Origin of the sequence: Streptomyces sp. DT190 (assembly GCF_049846985.1) — a bacterium.
In the GTDB taxonomy this organism is placed as follows: domain Bacteria; phylum Actinomycetota; class Actinomycetes; order Streptomycetales; family Streptomycetaceae; genus Streptomyces.
The window spans coordinates 19,163-36,486 of record NZ_JBNCNM010000002.1 but is presented as its reverse complement, the minus strand read 5'-3'; the positions used below and the strand labels follow the sequence as shown (position 1 = coordinate 36,486).

Genomic DNA, 17,324 nt, shown 5'->3' with positions numbered 1-17,324 from the left:
CGACACGAAGGTTCTCTTTAGCCATGTCCGAGAAACCCATTGCCGAAGGCGGCGCCAGCTACGCAGCCGCGGGCGTCGACATCGAAGCCGGCGACCGCGCCGTCGACCTGATGAAGGAGTGGGTGAAGAAGGCCCAGCGCCCCGAGGTCCTCGGCGGCCTCGGCGGCTTCGCCGGCCTCTTCGACGCCTCCGCCCTGAAGAACTACGAGCGCCCCCTGCTCGCCTCCGCGACGGACGGCGTCGGCACCAAGGTCGACATCGCCCGGCAGCTGGGCGTCTACGACACCATCGGCCACGACCTGGTCGCGATGGTCATGGACGACATCGTGGTGTGCGGCGCCGAGCCGCTGTTCATGACCGACTACATCTGCGTCGGCAAGGTCCACCCCGAGCGGGTCGCCGCGATCGTCAAGGGCATCGCCGAGGGCTGTGTGCTGGCCGGGTGCGCCCTGGTCGGCGGCGAGACGGCCGAGCACCCGGGCCTGCTGGGCGCGGACGACTTCGACGTCGCCGGCGCCGGCACGGGCGTCGTGGAGGCCGACCGGCTGCTGGGCGCGGATCGTATCCGTACGGGTGACGCGGTGATCGCCATGGCGTCCTCCGGTCTTCACTCGAACGGGTACTCCCTGGTCCGGCACGTCCTGCTGAACCAGGCCGGCCTCGCGCTGGACGCGCACCTCGAGGAGCTCGGCCGCACCCTCGGCGAGGAGCTGCTGGAGCCGACGAAGATCTACTCGCTGGACTGCCTGGCCCTGATGCGCACCACCGAGGTGCACGCCTTCAGCCACGTCACCGGCGGCGGACTCGCGGCCAACCTGGCCCGGGTCATTCCCGACGAGCTGCACGCGATCGTCGACCGCTCCACCTGGACCCCCGCGCCGATCTTCGACCTCGTCGGCCGCACGGGCAACGTGGAGCGCCTGGAGCTCGAGAAGACCCTGAACATGGGTGTCGGCATGATCGCGATCGTGCCCCAGGAGTCCACCGAGGTGGCCCTGGCGACCCTCGCCGACCGAGGCGTGGACGCCTGGGTGGCAGGAGAGATCACGGAACGGGGCGAGCACCCCACCGGTGCCGCCCTGATCGGTGACTACGCCGCCTGAGCACGGTTGTCACCCCGCACGCAGCACAGAACCCGGTCGGTGACCGGAGTCACCGACCGGGTTAATGCTCTAGTGCAAGGTCAAGCGCCGCGACGATGCTGCGAGGACTGGTCGTCCTCGTCGTCGTCGTCCTCGTAGAGGTCGGCGTACCGTGCGTACAGGTCGTCGTCCTCATCGTCTTCGAACGGCTCGCCGTTAGGCGGCTGCGGATTCGAAGGCGATGCACCCAGCTCCTCGGCCAGGCGTGAGAGGTCAGTCCCACCGCTGTTGTACTTCAGCTGGCGGGCGACCTTCGTCTGCTTGGCCTTGGCCCGGCCGCGCCCCATGGCTCGACCCCCTCAACGACGGGGCTCGACGGCCCCAGAGTCTTGACACGCGTTCATGGTCCGGCACGGACTCTCCGCAGAGAGACCGGTCCGTAGGGCTTCCACGGTACCTGAGCCCGCGCCCATACGGTACGTCGCCCGCATGACGTGCCCGCGCCCAGGACCTTCGAGGCGCCCCGTCCTCGCTGGTCAACCGCGATTTTAACCACTTATCGGCGGTCGACCCGCCGGTAGAAGTGAGAGTTGTCTCTAACTGCCCACCGGCGGGTACCGGCCAAACGTGCGAGTCGCGGTGCCCGGACCCGGGTCAGCGCGCCCGGCGCGCCGCGGCCGCGTCGTGCATCCGCTGCTCGGCGATCCGGTCGGCCGCGGCGGCCGGCGGAATACCGTCCTCCTTCGCACGTGCGAATATGGCGAGCGTGGTGTCGAAGATCCCGGCCGCCTTGGCCTTGCACCGCTCGAAGTCGAAGCCGTGCAGTTCGTCGGCGACCTGGATGACGCCGCCGGCGTTCACCACGTAGTCCGGCGCGTAGAGGATCCCGCGGTCGGCGAGGTCCTTCTCCACGCCCGGGTGGGCGAGCTGGTTGTTGGCGGCCCCGCAGACCACCTCGGCGGTCAGCACCGGCACGGTGTCGTCGTCCAGCGCCCCGCCCAGCGCGCAGGGGGCGTAGATGCCCAGACCGTCGATGCGGATCAGCTCGTCGGTGTCCTTCACGGCCATGACGTCCCGGTGCCGCTCGGTGATCCGCCGTACGGCGTCCTCGCGCACGTCCGTGACGAAGACCTCGGCGCCCTCCTTGACCAGGTGCTCCACCAGGTGGTGGCCGACCTTGCCGACGCCGGCGATGCCGACCCGCTTCGCGCGCAGCGAGGGGTCGCCCCACAGGTGCTGGGCGGAGGCCCGCATGCCCTGGTAGACGCCGAACGCGGTGAGGACGGAGGAGTCCCCGGCGCCGCCGTTCTCCGGGGAGCGGCCGGTCGTCCAGCGGCACTCCCGGGCGACGACGTCCATGTCGGCCACGTAGGTGCCGACGTCGCAGGCGGTGACGTACCGGCCGCCGAGCGAGGCCACGAACCGGCCGTACGCCAGCAGCAGCTCCTCGGTCTTGATCTGCTCCGGGTCGCCGATGATCACGGCCTTGCCGCCGCCGTGGTCGAGACCGGCCATGGCGTTCTTGTACGACATGCCGCGGGCGAGGTTCAGCGCGTCGGCGACGGCCTCGGCCTCGTTCGCGTAGGGGTAGAAGCGCGTACCGCCGAGCGCGGGGCCCAGGGCGGTGGAGTGCAGGGCGATGACGGCCTTGAGGCCGCTCGCGCGGTCCTGGCAGAGCACGACTTGCTCATGGCCTCCCTGGTCCGCGTGGAACAGGGTGTGCAGGACATCAGCAGGTGCGCCGGTTACGTCGGTCACGGTGGTGACTCCTGAGTAAGTTGCGGCGGGTGGAAGCAGCCCCCGTGCGGGTGGCGGGGACTGTTGAGCATGAGATTAGAGCCTGGGGGCCCCGCCGGCCGCCCGGTGCTCAGGATCACCTCCGACCGGAGTACAGCCGTGCGACGATTTGCCTGGGTTTCCCGTGCGATCGTGAGCGGGTTCCGCAGGTTTTCGCGGCGATACGCGGGGGAGGGAGCAGGCGTGCCCAAGGTGTCCTCGGTGATCGTCCCCTATGCGACCTACCTGCGCGTGTACGAACCGCTGGCCGCCTTCCCGGAGCCGGAGCGCGACCACTGGGCCCGGTACGCCCGCCGTCCGGACCGTCCCTCGTACCAGGACGAACTCCGCGGCGCGCTGGCCGACTTGGCCCCCACCCCGCCGGTCCCGGTGCCGGTGCACGAGAGCGAGGACGCCTTCGTGCTCGACGTGGACGGGGTCGTCTGCGTCTGCCCCTGGCGCACCCGGCTGCGCGGCTGGCTGGCCCTGGAGGAGCTCTCGGACGAGCTCCCGCCGCCCGTCCTGGACGCGGTCCTGCCGCCCGTCCTGCGCCACCAGGCCGCCCAGGACTACGAGCGCTGGCTGGCGATCAACCCCGACGCCCGCCCGTGGATCCGCACGGCCACCTGGCAGGTACCGATCAGCTGGTTCGTGCTGGTCTCCGACGAGGAGCGCGAGTACGACAAGGGCGCCAGCGCGGACAGCCCGCCCGTGCTGCGCTACCGCACCCCCATGGTCGAGGCCCGGCGGCGCGTGGCCCGCGGCCTGCGCGCCCTGCGGGAGGCCATGGACGAGGGGCCGCTGATCGACGGCCTGCTGGACGTCGGGCGCTGGCTGGAGGAGTTCCACCCGCGTTCGCTCGTGGAACTGGACTACGGCGGTCTGGTGCACGCCGTGCCGGCCGGGACGCTGGAGGACGACCACTCGGCCGCCGACGTGGCCGAGGGGATCGCCGCGCTGCGCCGGGGCGACGGCGCGGCCGCCGGGGTGGCCTACGCCCGGCTCGTGGAGCGGTGGCGCTCGGTACGGGATCTGCGGTCGGCCAACTGACCCCTGACCTTGCCGTCCGCACGGACCGCTCGCGGTCGGTCACGAACTGACGTTTGACGAACCGCCCGATTTGGGGTTTCGTCCTCGCACCGAGTTCCTGAAGCGGGCTGTGCGTTTCCTGAGGCATCGTCAACAAGGGACGTAGGACCCGATCCGGGCGTACCTCTCAAGTGGGCCAAGCGTGACGGACTACACGTACGAGGCCCTTGCGTCCCTTGCCCCTCCTCATGCCAAAATAGGACAAGGAGTCCGGGGAGGGCTCCTTCCGTCCCGTAGTGCTGCACTATGGGCGGAATCTCGGCATTGCACGCTTTGGGGGGTCTGGTGACTCCTGATCGCCCCTGTGACTGATCGTCACAGTGGCGTGACTGTCCGCTATGGCATGGTCCATCGGGTTCCGTCGCTGATGGACACCTGGAGGGGCAATTCCATCGGTTTGGCCGACGCGGCTGGACAGATGGTGTAGTTGTAGTGCCGAGGACAAGCCGTTCGTCCTATAACCGACTCGACTCGCGTCCGCCATTTCGGGCAACGCGGGTCAAGGTGCAGAATTTAGAGGAAAGAACCGAGAAGGTTCGGTTCTCCCGAGGAGGCCGCTCATGACCGCTCGCACCCCTGATGCCGAGCCGCTGCTGACCCCGGCTGAGGTCGCCACGATGTTCCGCGTCGACCCCAAGACGGTCACGCGGTGGGCGAAGGCCGGCAAGCTCACGTCGATCCGCACGCTCGGCGGGCATCGGCGCTACCGCGAGGCCGAGGTCCGCGCTCTGCTCGCGGGCATTCCGCAGCAGCGCAGCGAGGCCTGAACAACTGAATACCGGGCATAGCGGTCCGTCCCCCAACTGGCCGTGACGTCCGGACCCACAGCTCCAAGCGACGCGGGGTCCTGCCCCAACAGGCCCCACGCCCAAGCCAGTAAGAGCTTTCCGGGCATGTAACAGGGTGCGTCGTCGATCGCGCTGGACTCCGCCGGGTCCAGCGCGATCTTTTTTGTGCTCCGGGCACGGGCGGCCGACCCCGCTGTGAGCGGGCTTGTCGGAGTCTGGGGAGGGGTGTCGGATCAGCTGTGTGCGGCACCTCGGACAAGGTGCAATTGCACATATTAAATTGACCCTTTGTAGGAGGCGGGTAAGTACCGCACTTCGGAAAACTCATGCGGTGACACCCGTCACATACCGAGCGGCTTGTTAGCTCCGCCGCCGGTGCGGTAGAGGAGCCTCCTGCTCCAGCTCCCCCTGCGCGCACGGGTGTTGAGGAAGCCTCACGCGGGTGCGGGGCTCTCGTCCTCGGTGACCTCGTCCTCCGCCGGGTGCGCCGCCGGGGGTGTGTACGGGGTGGACTCCATCGCCAGCCGCAGCAGGTGACGGCAGATCGGGCAGTGCCGGGTGAGATGCCCGTAGGACGACGCGGCCGCCAGGTGCGCGCGGAGCAGGGCCCGCGTCTCGTGCCTAGCCGATGCCGCCATACGCCACCTCCAGGGGCCGTACGGGGAACGGCCCTGGTTCTGGGGTACCGAGCGAATGAGGGGGCGTCAAGACGGCGCGTGGGGGCGCACGGAGCCGTGCACGCACCGGCGCTGACCCGGAGGGCCCGCAGGGCAGACAAAAGGGCCCGGATCCGAAGATCCGGGCCCTCTGCTGCGGTCCTGACGGGATTTGCTGCGTCTGATGGCGGCTGTGCCGCGGGCGCGGCCTCCGCCTTGTCGGGCAGCGCCGCGGCCGTGATTGGCGGGCACGGAGAAGGCCCACGCCCCTTGCGGGGTGTGGGCCTTCTTCTTTGCTGCGGTCCTGACGGGATTTGAACCCGCGGCCTCCACCTTGACAGGGTGGCGAGCACTCCAAACTGCTCCACAGGACCAGGTTTTGCCGCGCTTTTCTTGCGTTGCGCTGCGAGAAGAGACTGTACAGGAGGGTGAGCCCCTGGTCGAACTCACCCAGGGTGCGCGGACGGTCACGGTGCCAGCGCGTCGATCGCCTTCACGATCCGCTTGTCGGAGATGGGGTATGCCGTGCCCAGCGCGTGGGCGAAATAGCTGACCCGGAGCTCCTCCAGCATCCAGCGGACGTCCAGGACCTGACGCGGCACCGGCCGGCCCTGCGGCATCTGCTCCAGCAGCCAGGCGTACTCGTCCTGCATCTCCCGGACCTTCTCCATGCGCGTGGTGTCGCGCTGGACGTTGGTCGGCATCTGCTGCAGGCGCCGGTCGGCCGCGACCAGGTAGCGCATCAGGTCCGGCAGCCGCCGCACGCCCGCCGCCGTGACGAAGCCGGGCTTCACGAGGGCGTCCAGCTGCTGCCGCACGTCCTGGAGGTTCGGCAGCAGCGCCGGGCTGCGCACGGCCTTCAGACGGCGCTCACAGGCCTGCCAGGCCGCCAGGACCTGCTGCACCTGGCCCACCGCACGGACGGTCGTGTCCACGATCTCGGCGCGCACCTTGTCGTACAGCTTCCGGTAGGACTCCTCGTCCCACGCGGGCCCGCCGAAGTCGCCGATCAGCTTGTCCGCCGCCGCCGTCGCGCAGTCGTCGAAGAGGGCCTGCACGGAGCCGTGCGGGTTCGAGGACAGCGCGAGCTTCTGGGCGTTGGTCAGCTTGTCGGAGGCGAACTTCGCGGGGTTCACGGGGATGTTGCGCAGGATCAGGCGGCGGGTGCCCTTCCACATCGCCTCGGCCTGCTCGGCCTCGGTGTCGAAGAGGCGGACCGAGACCGTGTCTCCGTCGTCGACCAGCGCCGGGTAGGCCTTGACCGGCTGGCCGGCCCTGCGCGTCTCGAAGACGCGCGTGAGCGTGCCGATCGTCCAGTCGGTGAGGCCCGTGCGCTCCAGGGACGGGCCGCCCTGGCGTTCGGCCGTCGCCGCTGCCGCCTGTGACAGGGCCTTGCGCGCCCTGGGCTTCAGCCGGAGCTTCAGCGCCTCCAGGTCCTTGTCCTCGGCCAGCTTGCGGCGCCGCTCGTCGACGATCCGGAAGGTGATCTTCAGGTGCTCGGGAACCTTGTCCCAGTCGAAGTCCTCGGCGTCGAAGGGGACTCCGACCATGAGCCGCAGCTCGCGGGCCATCGTGGCGGTGAGGGGTTCCTGGAGCGGGACCGCCTTGTCCAGGAAGGCCTTCGCGTAGTTGGGCGCGGGGACGTAGTTGCGCCGGATCGGCTTGGGCAGCGAGCGGATGAGCTCCGTGACCAGCTCCTCCCTGAGGCCCGGGATCTGCCAGTCGAAGCCCTCGTCCGTGACCTGGTTGAGGACCTGCAGCGGGATGTGCACGGTCACGCCGTCGGCGTCCGCGCCCGGCTCGAACTGGTACGTCACACGGAACTTCAGGTTCCCCTGGCGCCACGAGTCGGGGTAGTCGGCCTTGGTGACCTCGCCCGCCTTCTCGTTGATGAGCATCTCGCGCTCGAAGTCGAGGAAGTCGGGCTGCTCGTGCCGCTTGTGCTTCCACCAGGAGTCGAAGTGCGCGCCGGAGACGACGTGTTCGGGGATGCGCCGGTCGTAGAAGTCGAACAGCGTCTCGTCGTCGACGAGGATGTCCCGGCGCCGGGCGCGGTGCTCCAGCTCCTCGACCTCGGTCAGCAGGCGGCGGTTGTCCGAGAAGAACTTGTGGTGGGTGCGCCAGTCGCCCTCGACGAGCGCGTTGCGGATGAACAGCTCGCGGCTGAGCTCCGGCTCGATCCGGCCGTAGTTGACCTTCCGCTGCGCCACGATCGGCACGCCGTAGAGCGTGACCTTCTCGTAGGCCATCACGGCCGCCTGGTCCTTCTCCCAGTGCGGCTCGCTGTAGGTGCGCTTGATCAGGTGCTGGGCGAGGGGCTCGACCCACTCCGGCTCGATCTTCGCGTTGACCCGGGCCCACAGGCGCGAGGTCTCCACGAGTTCGGCCGACATCACGAAGCGCGGGGGCTTCTTGAACAGGGCCGAGCCCGGGAAGATCGCGAACTTGGCGTTGCGGGCGCCCAGGTACTCGTTCTTCCCCGAGCTCCTCCCGCCCTCGCCGCCGGCGTCCTTCACCTCCTTCATGCCGATGTGGGAGAGCAGGCCCGCGAGGAGGGAGACGTGGATGCGGTCGGCGGGGGCGTCGTCCTCGTTGAGGTGGATGCCCATCTGCTTGGCGACCGTGCGCAACTGCGTGTAGATGTCCTGCCATTCGCGGATGCGAAGGAAGTTGAGGTACTCCTGCTTGCACATCCGGCGGAAGGAGGACGAGCCGCGCTCCTTCTGCTGCTCGCGGAGGTAGCGCCAGAGGTTGAGATAGGCGAGGAAGTCGCTGGTCTCGTCCTTGAAGCGGGCGTGCTGCTGGTCGGCCTGGGTCTGCTTGTCGGCGGGGCGTTCGCGCGGGTCCTGGATGGACAGCGCCGCGGCTATGACCATGACCTCGCGGACGCAGCCGTTCCTGTCGGCCTCCAGGACCATCCGGGCCAGGCGCGGGTCGACGGGCAGCTGGGCGAGCTTGCGGCCGGTGTCGGTGAGCCGCTTGCGGGGGTCCTTCTGCGCCGGGTCGAGGGCACCCAGCTCCTGGAGCAGCTGCACGCCGTCGCGGATGTTGCGGTGGTCCGGCGGGTCGATGAAGGGGAACTTCTCGATGTCGCCGAGGCCGGCCGCGGTCATCTGCAGGATGACGGAGGCGAGGTTCGTCCGCAGGATCTCGGCGTCCGTGAACTCCGGGCGGGCGTCGAAGTCGTCCTCGCTGTAGAGGCGGATGCAGATGCCGTCGGAGGTACGGCCGCAGCGGCCCTTGCGCTGGTTGGCGCTGGCTTGTGAGATCGGCTCGATCGGCAGGCGCTGGACCTTGGTGCGGTGGCTGTAGCGCGAGATGCGGGCGAAGCCGGGGTCGATGACGTACTTGATGCCCGGGACGGTCAGGGACGTCTCGGCGACGTTCGTGGCCAGAACGATCCTGCGGCCGGTGTGCGGCTGGAAGACGCGGTGCTGCTCGGCGTGGGAGAGCCGGGCGTAGAGCGGCAGGATCTCCGTGAAGCGGTAGTTCTTCTTGGTCAGGGCGTCGGCCGTGTCGCGGATCTCCCGCTCGCCGGAGAGGAAGACCAGGATGTCGCCCCGGCCCTCCTTCTGGAGTTCCTCGACGGCGTCGATGATCGCGGTGATCTGGTCCCGGTCGGCGTCGTCGCCGTCCTCCTCCAGCAGGGGGCGGTAGCGCACCTCCACCGGATACGTACGGCCGCTGACCTCGATGATCGGGGCGTCGCCGAAGTGCCGCGAGAAGCGCTCGGGGTCGATGGTCGCCGAGGTGATGACGACCTTGAGGTCGGGGCGCCTGGGCAGCAGCTGGGCGAGGTAGCCCAGCAGGAAGTCGATGTTGAGGGACCGCTCGTGGGCCTCGTCGATGATGATCGTGTCGTAGGCGCGCAGCTCGCGGTCGGTCTGGATCTCGGCGAGCAGGATGCCGTCCGTCATGAGCTTCACGAACGTGGCGTCCGGATCGACCTGGTCGGTGAAGCGGACCTTCCAGCCGACGGTCTCGCCGAGGGGGGTGTTCAGCTCCTCGGCGACGCGCTCGGCGACGGTGCGGGCGGCGATCCTGCGCGGCTGGGTGTGCCCGATCATGCCGCGCACGCCCCGGCCGAGCTCCATGCAGATCTTGGGGATCTGCGTGGTCTTGCCGGAGCCGGTCTCGCCGGCGACGATCACGACCTGGTGGTCGCGGATGGCCGCCGCGATGTCGTCCTTCTTCTGGCTGACCGGCAGCTGCTCGGGGTAGGTGACCTCGGGCACACGGGCCCGGCGGCGGGCCATCCGCTCCTCGCCCTTGGCGATCTCCGCCTCGATCTCGGCGAGCACGGCGGCCCTGGCCTCCGGCTTACGGATCTTGCGCGCACCTTCGAGCCTGCGCCCGAGCCGCTGCGCGTCGCGCAGGGACAGCTCGGTCAGGCGGGGGGCGAGGGCGCCGAGGGCGGGGGCGGATTGCGTAGACATACGGAGTCCAGGATCTCATCCCCGGGAAATTCGTGGCGAACGCTTTTGCCCCAGGGCGGGGGCGGTGCCGCCCCCGCCCTGTTCGGCGCCTCGATTCCGGCGGTTCAGCCCCAGATGTCGTACTGCTGGAAGCCGGTGCCGACCGAGACCCGTGGGGCGAAGATCTCGCTGGTCGCCTTCGCGGTGCCCTTGTAGAGGTAGAGGGTGCCGCCGGGGGTGCGGGCCAGGAAGTCGGCGAGGCCGTCGCCGCTGACGTCGCCGACCGCGTCGAAGGCGTTGTAGCCGGTCCAGGCGCTGCGCACCTTGATCCGGGAGGAGAAGGCCTCCGAGCCGGTCCTGCCGGTGCCCTTGTACAGGTACAGGTCGCCGGTGCCGGACTGGCGGGCGAGCAGGTCGGCCCGGCCGTCGCCGGTGAAGTCGCCGTGGCCGCGCACGGAGTTGTACTGGTTCCAGCCGGTGCGGGCCGAGAAGCGGGAGCCGAAGGTGCCGTTGCCCTTGCCGGGGTAGATCCACAGGGTTCCGCTGGAGTCCACCGACAGGAGGTCGGGCAGGTAGTCGCCCGTGACGTCGCCCGGCGCGATGATCCGGGTACGGGTCTTCCAGGCGGTGGCGATCTTCGTGTCCGTCCAGGAGCCGCCGGTGCGGGCGCTGTTGAGCACGAAGTGCTTCCAGTACACGTCACCGGTGGAGCCGACCCGGTAGATCAGGTCCTGGTAGCCGTTCCGGTCGAGGTCCGTCTGGAGGATCAGGTTGGCGGCGCCCCAGTTGCCCCAGGAGGCGCGGGCGCCGAACGAGGTGCCGCTGGAGTCCTTCTCGTAGCCGGTCTTCGTGGCGGAGTTGCGGACGAAGAGGTCGGCCTTGCCGTCGGGCCTGCCGTTGAAGGTGCTCAGGTTCGTGTCGTCGATCTGGCGGTAGGCGGAGCCGGCGTAGGCGCTCATTCTGGTGAAGACGCTGTAGTAGCCCTGGGCCACGCAGTCCTTGATACCCCAGGAGACCACCCCGGCGATCCGGCCGCCGACGACGAGAGGGCCGCCGGAGTCGCCGTTGCAGGCCGCGGTGGTGCCGGTGTCGGTCCCGCTCTGGGTGCCCGCGCAGACCATGCGCCCCGGGACGAAGGCCGTGTCGTAGACGCCGGAGCAGGTGCTGTCGGAGCGCAGGGTCAGCGTGGCCGTCCGCAGCGTCTGGGAGAGGTCCTGGCCGGTCGAGGTGGTGCGGCCCCAGCCGTAGATCCTGGCCTGGGTGCCGGCGGTGTACGAGGCGGTGTCGCCCTGGGTGACCATGCGGATCGGCGTCGCCTTGACCGGGACGGCCAGGGTGAGCATGCCGAGGTCGCTCTGGTACTTCCCCTCCTCCCTGTCCACCGGGTCGTACCCGCCCTGCCACCACTGGCGCTGCACGGCCGTGGCCTGGCCGCCGTGCAGGTCGACGGCGCCGGTGGAGTCGATGGTGCGCAACTGGTCCGTACCGGTGACGACGGCTCCGTGGGCCTTCCAGTTGTAGTCCCTGCCGTCCTCCCGGAGGCAGTGGGCGGCGGTCAGGATCTTCGTCGGGGCCACGACCGCGCCACCGCAGAAGAAGTTGACGTCGTCGCCGGTCTCGGGGGTGCTCCTGTCGTCGTGGTAGTAGAGCTGGGCCATCCACGGGGCCGAGCTGAGCGTGGTCTCGGTGCCACCGATGACCTTCGGGTCGATGGTCGTCGGGGCCGTACCGGAGGTCAGCGGCGACGTCTCCGTCGTGCCGCCCGCTGTGCCGTCACCGGCGAGGGCACCCGCGATGCGCTTCTCCAGCGCTGAGGGCGAGGGCGAGCCGATGACCGGCTCGACGGCTGGGGCCGGCAGGGCGGTGGCCGCACCGGCGGACGAGGTCATGAGGCCGGCGGCGACGGCGGCGGCGAGGCCGGCGGCGGCGATGGGCAGCGCGATGCGTATCCGGCGTCTGTGACGACCACCGGACGATGACGTGATCAACGAGTCCCCCCTGAGGAACGTGAGACAGGTGGGACAGAGAGATGCGTCCCAACCGTCTCAGCGCCGCAGGGCGGATCTTCGTCACGAGCACCGGAAGCCGACCGGCCCGGTCGCTGCATCGTGACCGGGCCGCGACCGGGCGAGCCAACGACAGAGCCCCTCTCCGGACTCCCGGAGAGGGGCTCAGGCCCTGGTGAGGGCTGCGGTGGCTGGGGCCGGGGTCGAACCGGCGACCTTCCGCTTTTCAGGCGGACGCTCGTACCAACTGAGCTACCCAGCCACGAGGTTTCACGTGAAACCTCAGCGGTCCTGACGGGATTTGAACCCGCGGCCTCCACCTTGACAGGGTGGCGAGCACTCCAAACTGCTCCACAGGACCAAGCTTCGTACGACAGTGTCGCACAGGGTGGTGCGTGCCCCCAACGGGATTCGAACCCGTGCTACCGCCTTGAAAGGGCGGCGTCCTAGGCCGCTAGACGATGAGGGCTATCGGCCCGCCTGGGCGCTTCTCAGCGCGTCGGGGACGTGAGAAGCATATGGGATGGCGGGAGCTATCGCCAAAACGGTTTAGGGGGAGGGGGAGGGCGAGCCCTCCGGGGCGGTGCTCGGGGAGGTGCTCGGGGACGGGGCGGCGCCGGGTTGGTTCTCCTCCGGGAGGTGGCGGCTGACCTCGGCGGTCGTGAGGCCGAGGCCGCCCAGTTCGATCTCGTCCCAGGCCTGGAGGTGGCGGGTGTCCCGGTCGAAGTAGAGGATCGACGCCTCGATGGGATCGGGATGCCGGCCCTCGATGGCGCGCAGCCCGCTGCCGCCCGTCGAGCCCTCGATGCGCAGCCGGGTGCCGTACTTCAGGATCTCCATCTCGTCGTGGTGGAGGTGGCCGGCCAGGACCAGCGGGACCTCGCCGTCGACCCCGCGGGCCGCGGACGGCTCGTGCGCGATCGCCACGTCCACCGGGGTGCCCGCCGCGCGCTGGTCGCGCAGGGCCGTGGCCAGCCGGGCGCCCGCGAGCTCCTGGGACTGCTCGGCGCCGGCGCTCCTGGAGCGGTCGGGGGTGAACTGCGGGTCGCCGATGCCGGCGAAACGCAGGCCCTTGATCGTCTCGGCCCGTCCGTCGTCCAGCACGTGGACGTTCCTCAGGCCCTCCAGATACCGCTGGGTGATCATCGAGTCGTGGTTGCCGCGGACCCAGACGTACGGGGCGCCGAGGTCCTCGACGGGGTCGAGGAAGCCGTTCTCGGCGGCCGTGCCGTGGTCCATCGTGTCGCCCGAGTCGACGATCACGTCGACCTTGTACTGCTCCACGAGCGAGGCGATGATCTTCCAGCTCGCCGGGTTCAGGTGGATGTCGGACACGTGCAGGACCCGGATGGTGGAGGGGTCGGGCGCGTACGCGGGGAGCGTCGAGGTGGCGTCGTAGAGCTTGGTCACGTTGGTGACCAGGCGTGCCAACTCCTTCTGGTAGACGTCGAATTCCGTGACGATGCTGCGCGCGTTGCCGACCAGGGAGGGGGCCGAGGTGAGCAGGCCGGAGAACTTGGGCTCCAGGACCGAGTCCGGCCGCCAGGTGGCGTACGCCGTGCCGCCCGAGGCGGCGAGCAGGGTGAGGGCCAGGCCGCCGGCGGCCATCGCGCGGCGGGGGCGGCGGTAGACCGCGAGCCCGAGGGTCGTGGCGCCGACGACGACCGCCACGCCCGAGCGCACGGCCAGGTCGAGGGTGCCGCGGCCGACGTCCTCGGTGACCTCGTCCTGGAGGCCGGAGAGGCGCTCGGGGTGGTCGACCAGGGCCTGTGAGCGGTCGGGGTCGAGCTGGTCGACGTTGACGTCCAGGCGGACGGGCGCGATGTGGCTGTCCAGTTCCAGGGCGCCCAGCGGCGAAATGTTGATCTTCGTTCCGCCGGTGAGGGACGGGCGCAGGGTCATCGTCGTGTTCATGGGGCCGACCGGGACCCGGACGTTGCCCACGACCAGCAGACCGAGCCAGGCGCCGACGAGGACGACGGTCACGAGACCCACCGCACGGGTCCACGGGTGCGGCTGCGGCACGAGCTCGATCGTGGTGGGCGCCTGGCGGGACCGGTACTGGCGGGCCAGGGCGCGGGGGGCCCTGCGGATCGGGTTCAGGACACTCAGGACTGCGGCGGGGACGCGGGCCATTGATCCCGTATGCCCAAGTCCGGGGCCGGATATGCGGGACCGGGAGGCTCTCGTACGGAGGCGGCGTGGCCGACAATGGGCCTGTGCTGGAGATGACGCGCGAGGAGTTCGAGGAACTGGTCGCCGAGGCGCTCGACCGGATCCCGCCGGAGCTGACGCGACTGATGGACAACGTCGCGGTGTTCGTCGAGGACGAACCGCCGGCGGACGATCCCGAGCTGCTCGGCCTGTACGAGGGGACTCCGCTGACCGACCGGGGTGAGTGGTACGCCGGTGTGCTGCCGGACCGGATCACCATCTACCGGAACCCGACCCTGCGGATGTGCGAGTCGCGGGAGGACGTCGTCGCCGAGACGGAGATCACGGTGGTGCACGAGATCGCCCACCACTTCGGCATCGACGACGAGCGCCTTCACGCCCTGGGTTACGGCTGACCGGGTTGTGAATACGGGGCGCGTGTCCTCTTGTGGGCGGCGGGAGTTGGAGGTGTTGACTCCATCACCCCTCCCGGAGGTGGCCCCGTGCGCCCCTTGTACGTACCCGTCCGCCTGGCCGCCACCGTCGTGGCCGTCGCCGCTGCCGCCGGCTGTATGAGCGTGGGCGACGACGACGCGGGCGGGCACGCCAACCCGTCTCACTCCGCCGGGCAGCGGGGTGGCGAGGCGTCCGGCGGCGGTTCGACGGTGTCGGGTGGGGCCGGTGGGTTCGGGCCCGCCGCGGCCGACGGGGAGCGCGGGCGGGGCAAGGGCAAGAAGGGGAAGAAGGACAAGCGGGGTGGACCGGGGGAGTCGGCGCCGCCCGAGGCGTCGCCGACGCCGGACGCGAGTGCGTCCGCGCCCGGCGTGGGCAAGCCCGGGAAGCCGGTCAAACCGACGCCGAAGCCCCCGGCGCAGCCGACGCCCACCCGGACGACCGAGCCGGAGCCGACCCCGACGACCCAGGAGCCGACGACGTCCCCCGAGCCGACTCCGGAACCGTCGTCCTCGGCCCATGAGCCGCCGGGCCCGCAGCTGGCCCAGCGCGAGCCGGCACCGGAGGCCGGGGCCCCGGCCTGAACCGGCCTGAACCGTCCTGAACCTGTCGGGACCGGCATGACCCGGTGGGGACCGGCCTTGAACCAAGGCCGTGGCCCGTTCCCGAGGGGCCGGAGACCGGTTCGGCCGGGCGGGAACATCTGGCGGGGCGGGGTGGTTGGAAGGTCTCGGGACGTGCTCCGGGGCGGCTGCCTCGGGACGGGTTCCCGCTGTCTCCTGCACGGTCCGGTTTGCGCAATGCGGCCCGGACTGCGTATGGTGGCAGATCGTTTGATCCCATCTTGCCCGGCGCCAACGCAGAGCGCGCCGTGTGGCGCGTACTCTCCCTTGCCGTGGTGGACCGCATTGAGGCGGTCGTATTGCGAATCGCGAATCACGGAGTTGACGGGCGCGTGCCGACGAGACTCCGGAAGGTTTCGCATTCGCATGTCCATCGCCAGTACTGATCACGTCGTCGTGCCCGAGAACGAGGCAGCCGACACCATCCCCGCCAGCACCCCCGAGGCCACCTTCGCCGATCTCGGCCTGCCCGAGGGTGTCGTGCGCAAGCTCGCGCAGAACGGCGTGACCACCCCCTTCCCGATCCAGGCCGCGACCATCCCGGACGCCCTGGCCGGCAAGGACATCCTCGGCCGCGGCCGCACCGGCTCCGGCAAGACGCTGTCGTTCGGTCTGCCGACCCTGGCGCAGCTCGCCGGCGGCCGCACCGAGAAGCACAAGCCGCGTGCCGTCATCCTGACCCCCACGCGCGAGCTGGCCATGCAGGTGGCCGACGCGCTCCAGCCCTACGGCGACGTCCTCGGCCTCAAGATGAAGGTCGTCTGCGGCGGTACGTCCATGGGCAACCAGATCTACGCCCTGGAGAAGGGCGTCGACGTCCTGGTCGCCACCCCGGGCCGCCTGCGCGACATCATCAACCGCGGCGCCTGCTCGCTGGAGAACGTGGAGATCGCCGTTCTCGACGAGGCCGACCAGATGTCCGACCTGGGCTTCCTGCCCGAGGTCACCGAACTGCTCGACCAGGTCCCGGCCGGCGGCCAGCGCATGCTGTTCTCGGCCACGATGGAGAACGAGATCTCCACGCTGGTCAAGCGCTATCTGACCGACCCGGTCACGCACGAGGTCGACAGCGCCCAGGGCAACGTGACGACCATGTCGCACCACATCCTCATCGTGAAGCCCAAGGACAAGGCGCCGGTCACGGCCGCGATCGCCTCCCGCAAGGGCCGCACGATCATCTTCGTCCGCACGCAGCTGGGCGCCGACCGCATCGCCGAGCAGCTGTGTGACTCCGGTGTGAAGGCCGACGCGCTGCACGGCGGTATGACGCAGGGCGCGCGTACCCGAGTGCTGGAGGACTTCAAGAAGGGCTACGTCAACGCGCTCGTCGCCACCGACGTCGCCGCCCGCGGCATCCACGTCGACGGCATCGACCTGGTGCTGAACGTGGACCCGGCCGGCGACCACAAGGACTACCTGCACCGCGCGGGCCGCACCGCGCGGGCCGGCCGCACCGGCACGGTCGTCTCCCTCTCCCTGCCGCACCAGCGGCGCCAGATCTTCCGGTTGATGGAGGACGCGGGCGTCGACGCCACGCGCCACATCATCCAGGGCGCCGGCGCCTTCGACCCGGAGGTCGCCGAGATCACCGGGGCCCGGTCCATGACCGAGGTCCAGGCCGAGTCCGTGGGCAACGCGGCGCAGCAGGCCGAGCGCGAGGTCGCCCAGCTCACCAAGGAGCTGGAGCGGGCGCAGCGCCGTGCGAACGAGCTGCGCGAGGAGGCCGACCGGCTGCTCGCGCGGATCGCCCGTGAGCGCGGCGAGGAGCCCGTGGCCGCCGGCGCCGAGGCGGGGGACGCCCCCGTCGCCGTCGAGGTGTCGGTGCCCGAGCAGCCCACCGCCCAGGACGCCGAGCGTCAGGACCGTGCCGAGTCCTCCGCGCCGTACGAGCGCCGGGAGCGCCGCGAGGAGCGCGGTGGCGCCGGGCGCGACCGGTACGCCGACCGCGACCGTTCCTTCGACCGCGACCGTTCCTCCGACCGCGGTGGTGACCGGGGCGACCGCGGTGGCCGTTCCTTCGAGCGTCGTGACGACCGTGGCGGGCGTTCCTTCGAGCGCCGTGACGACCGCGGTGGCTTCAACCGCGACCGTGACCGTGACCGCGGCGGCCGCTCCTTCGAGCGCCGTGACGACCGGGGCGGCTTCCGCCGCGACGACCGGGCGGACCGGGGCGACCGCGGTGACCGCGGCGGCTTCCGGCGCGACGACCGGGGCGACCGCGGTGGCCGTTCCTTCGAGCGTCGTGACGACCGTGGCGGGCGTTCCTTCGAGCGCCGTGACGA

The 17,324-nt window shown here is 70.3% G+C and carries 12 protein-coding genes and 4 tRNA genes; 6 read left to right on the top strand and 10 right to left on the bottom strand.

Annotated features, from left to right (window positions below; genetic code table 11):
- Window positions 1-23: 23 nt before the first annotated feature.
- The gene (gene purM / locus ACPXCS_RS03550; protein ID WP_425944489.1) at window positions 24-1,103 is read left to right on the top strand and encodes a phosphoribosylformylglycinamidine cyclo-ligase; all 1,080 of its coding nucleotides are present in this window, start codon (window positions 24-26) and stop codon (window positions 1,101-1,103) included.
- Between the two features lie 80 nt (window positions 1,104-1,183).
- Here the strand turns inward: purM and ACPXCS_RS03545 are convergent, their stop codons facing one another.
- Window positions 1,184-1,429 (bottom strand): DUF3073 domain-containing protein, encoded by a 246-nt coding sequence (locus tag ACPXCS_RS03545; protein WP_030251636.1) that lies wholly within the window; start codon window positions 1,427-1,429, stop codon window positions 1,184-1,186.
- A 307-nt stretch (window positions 1,430-1,736) separates the two neighbouring features.
- A complete protein-coding gene (locus tag ACPXCS_RS03540; protein ID WP_425944490.1) occupies window positions 1,737-2,840 on the bottom strand; it encodes a Leu/Phe/Val dehydrogenase in 1,104 nt (367 codons plus the stop codon).
- A 222-nt stretch (window positions 2,841-3,062) separates the two neighbouring features.
- On the opposite strand from ACPXCS_RS03540, the gene ACPXCS_RS03535 reads away from it, so the two are divergent.
- Together ACPXCS_RS03535 and bldC are read left to right on the top strand one after the other, a co-directional pair.
- On the top strand, window positions 3,063-3,908 hold the full coding sequence (locus ACPXCS_RS03535) for a hypothetical protein (protein WP_425944491.1): 846 nt from the start codon (window positions 3,063-3,065) through the stop codon (window positions 3,906-3,908).
- Between the two features lie 599 nt (window positions 3,909-4,507).
- Window positions 4,508-4,714 carry a developmental transcriptional regulator BldC gene (gene bldC / locus ACPXCS_RS03530; protein ID WP_003949541.1) on the top strand — a complete coding sequence of 69 codons (207 nt, stop codon included), beginning with the start codon at window positions 4,508-4,510 and terminating at the stop codon, window positions 4,712-4,714.
- Between the two features lie 455 nt (window positions 4,715-5,169).
- Here bldC and ACPXCS_RS03525 read toward each other — a convergent pair whose 3' ends face one another.
- The 8 genes from ACPXCS_RS03525 to ACPXCS_RS03490 all read right to left on the bottom strand — a co-directional run bounded on the left by ACPXCS_RS03525 (window position 5,170) and on the right by ACPXCS_RS03490 (window position 13,948).
- Complete coding sequence (locus ACPXCS_RS03525; protein WP_425944492.1) at window positions 5,170-5,373, bottom strand: DUF6274 family protein; 204 nt, start codon at window positions 5,371-5,373, stop codon at window positions 5,170-5,172.
- Window positions 5,374-5,690: 317 nt separating this feature from the next.
- Window positions 5,691-5,765, bottom strand: a tRNA-Asp gene (locus tag ACPXCS_RS03520).
- A 93-nt stretch (window positions 5,766-5,858) separates the two neighbouring features.
- On the bottom strand, window positions 5,859-9,827 hold the full coding sequence (gene hrpA, locus ACPXCS_RS03515) for an ATP-dependent RNA helicase HrpA (RefSeq protein ID WP_425944493.1): 3,969 nt from the start codon (window positions 9,825-9,827) through the stop codon (window positions 5,859-5,861).
- 104 nt (window positions 9,828-9,931) lie between these two features.
- Window positions 9,932-11,695, bottom strand: a complete 1,764-nt coding sequence (locus tag ACPXCS_RS03510; protein WP_425944539.1) for a trypsin-like serine protease — start codon at window positions 11,693-11,695, stop codon at window positions 9,932-9,934.
- 305 nt (window positions 11,696-12,000) lie between these two features.
- Window positions 12,001-12,074: transfer RNA gene (locus ACPXCS_RS03505), tRNA-Phe, on the bottom strand.
- A gap of 24 nt (window positions 12,075-12,098) precedes the next feature.
- Window positions 12,099-12,173: transfer RNA gene (locus ACPXCS_RS03500), tRNA-Asp, on the bottom strand.
- A gap of 35 nt (window positions 12,174-12,208) precedes the next feature.
- A tRNA-Glu gene (locus tag ACPXCS_RS03495) sits at window positions 12,209-12,281 on the bottom strand.
- Between the two features lie 80 nt (window positions 12,282-12,361).
- On the bottom strand, window positions 12,362-13,948 hold the full coding sequence (locus ACPXCS_RS03490; RefSeq protein ID WP_425944494.1) for a metallophosphoesterase family protein: 1,587 nt from the start codon (window positions 13,946-13,948) through the stop codon (window positions 12,362-12,364).
- An 83-nt stretch (window positions 13,949-14,031) separates the two neighbouring features.
- Here ACPXCS_RS03490 and ACPXCS_RS03485 point away from each other — a divergent pair, with 83 nt between their 5' ends.
- The 3 genes from ACPXCS_RS03485 to ACPXCS_RS03475 form a co-directional block, all read left to right on the top strand.
- Window positions 14,032-14,382 carry a metallopeptidase family protein gene (locus tag ACPXCS_RS03485; RefSeq protein WP_190199398.1) on the top strand — a complete coding sequence of 117 codons (351 nt, stop codon included), beginning with the start codon at window positions 14,032-14,034 and terminating at the stop codon, window positions 14,380-14,382.
- 87 nt (window positions 14,383-14,469) lie between these two features.
- Window positions 14,470-15,003 carry a hypothetical protein gene (locus ACPXCS_RS03480; protein ID WP_425944495.1) on the top strand — a complete coding sequence of 178 codons (534 nt, stop codon included), beginning with the start codon at window positions 14,470-14,472 and terminating at the stop codon, window positions 15,001-15,003.
- Window positions 15,004-15,408: 405 nt separating this feature from the next.
- Window positions 15,409-17,324: DEAD/DEAH box helicase (locus ACPXCS_RS03475; protein WP_425970898.1), on the top strand; the 1,916-nt coding region annotated here is incomplete at its 3' end.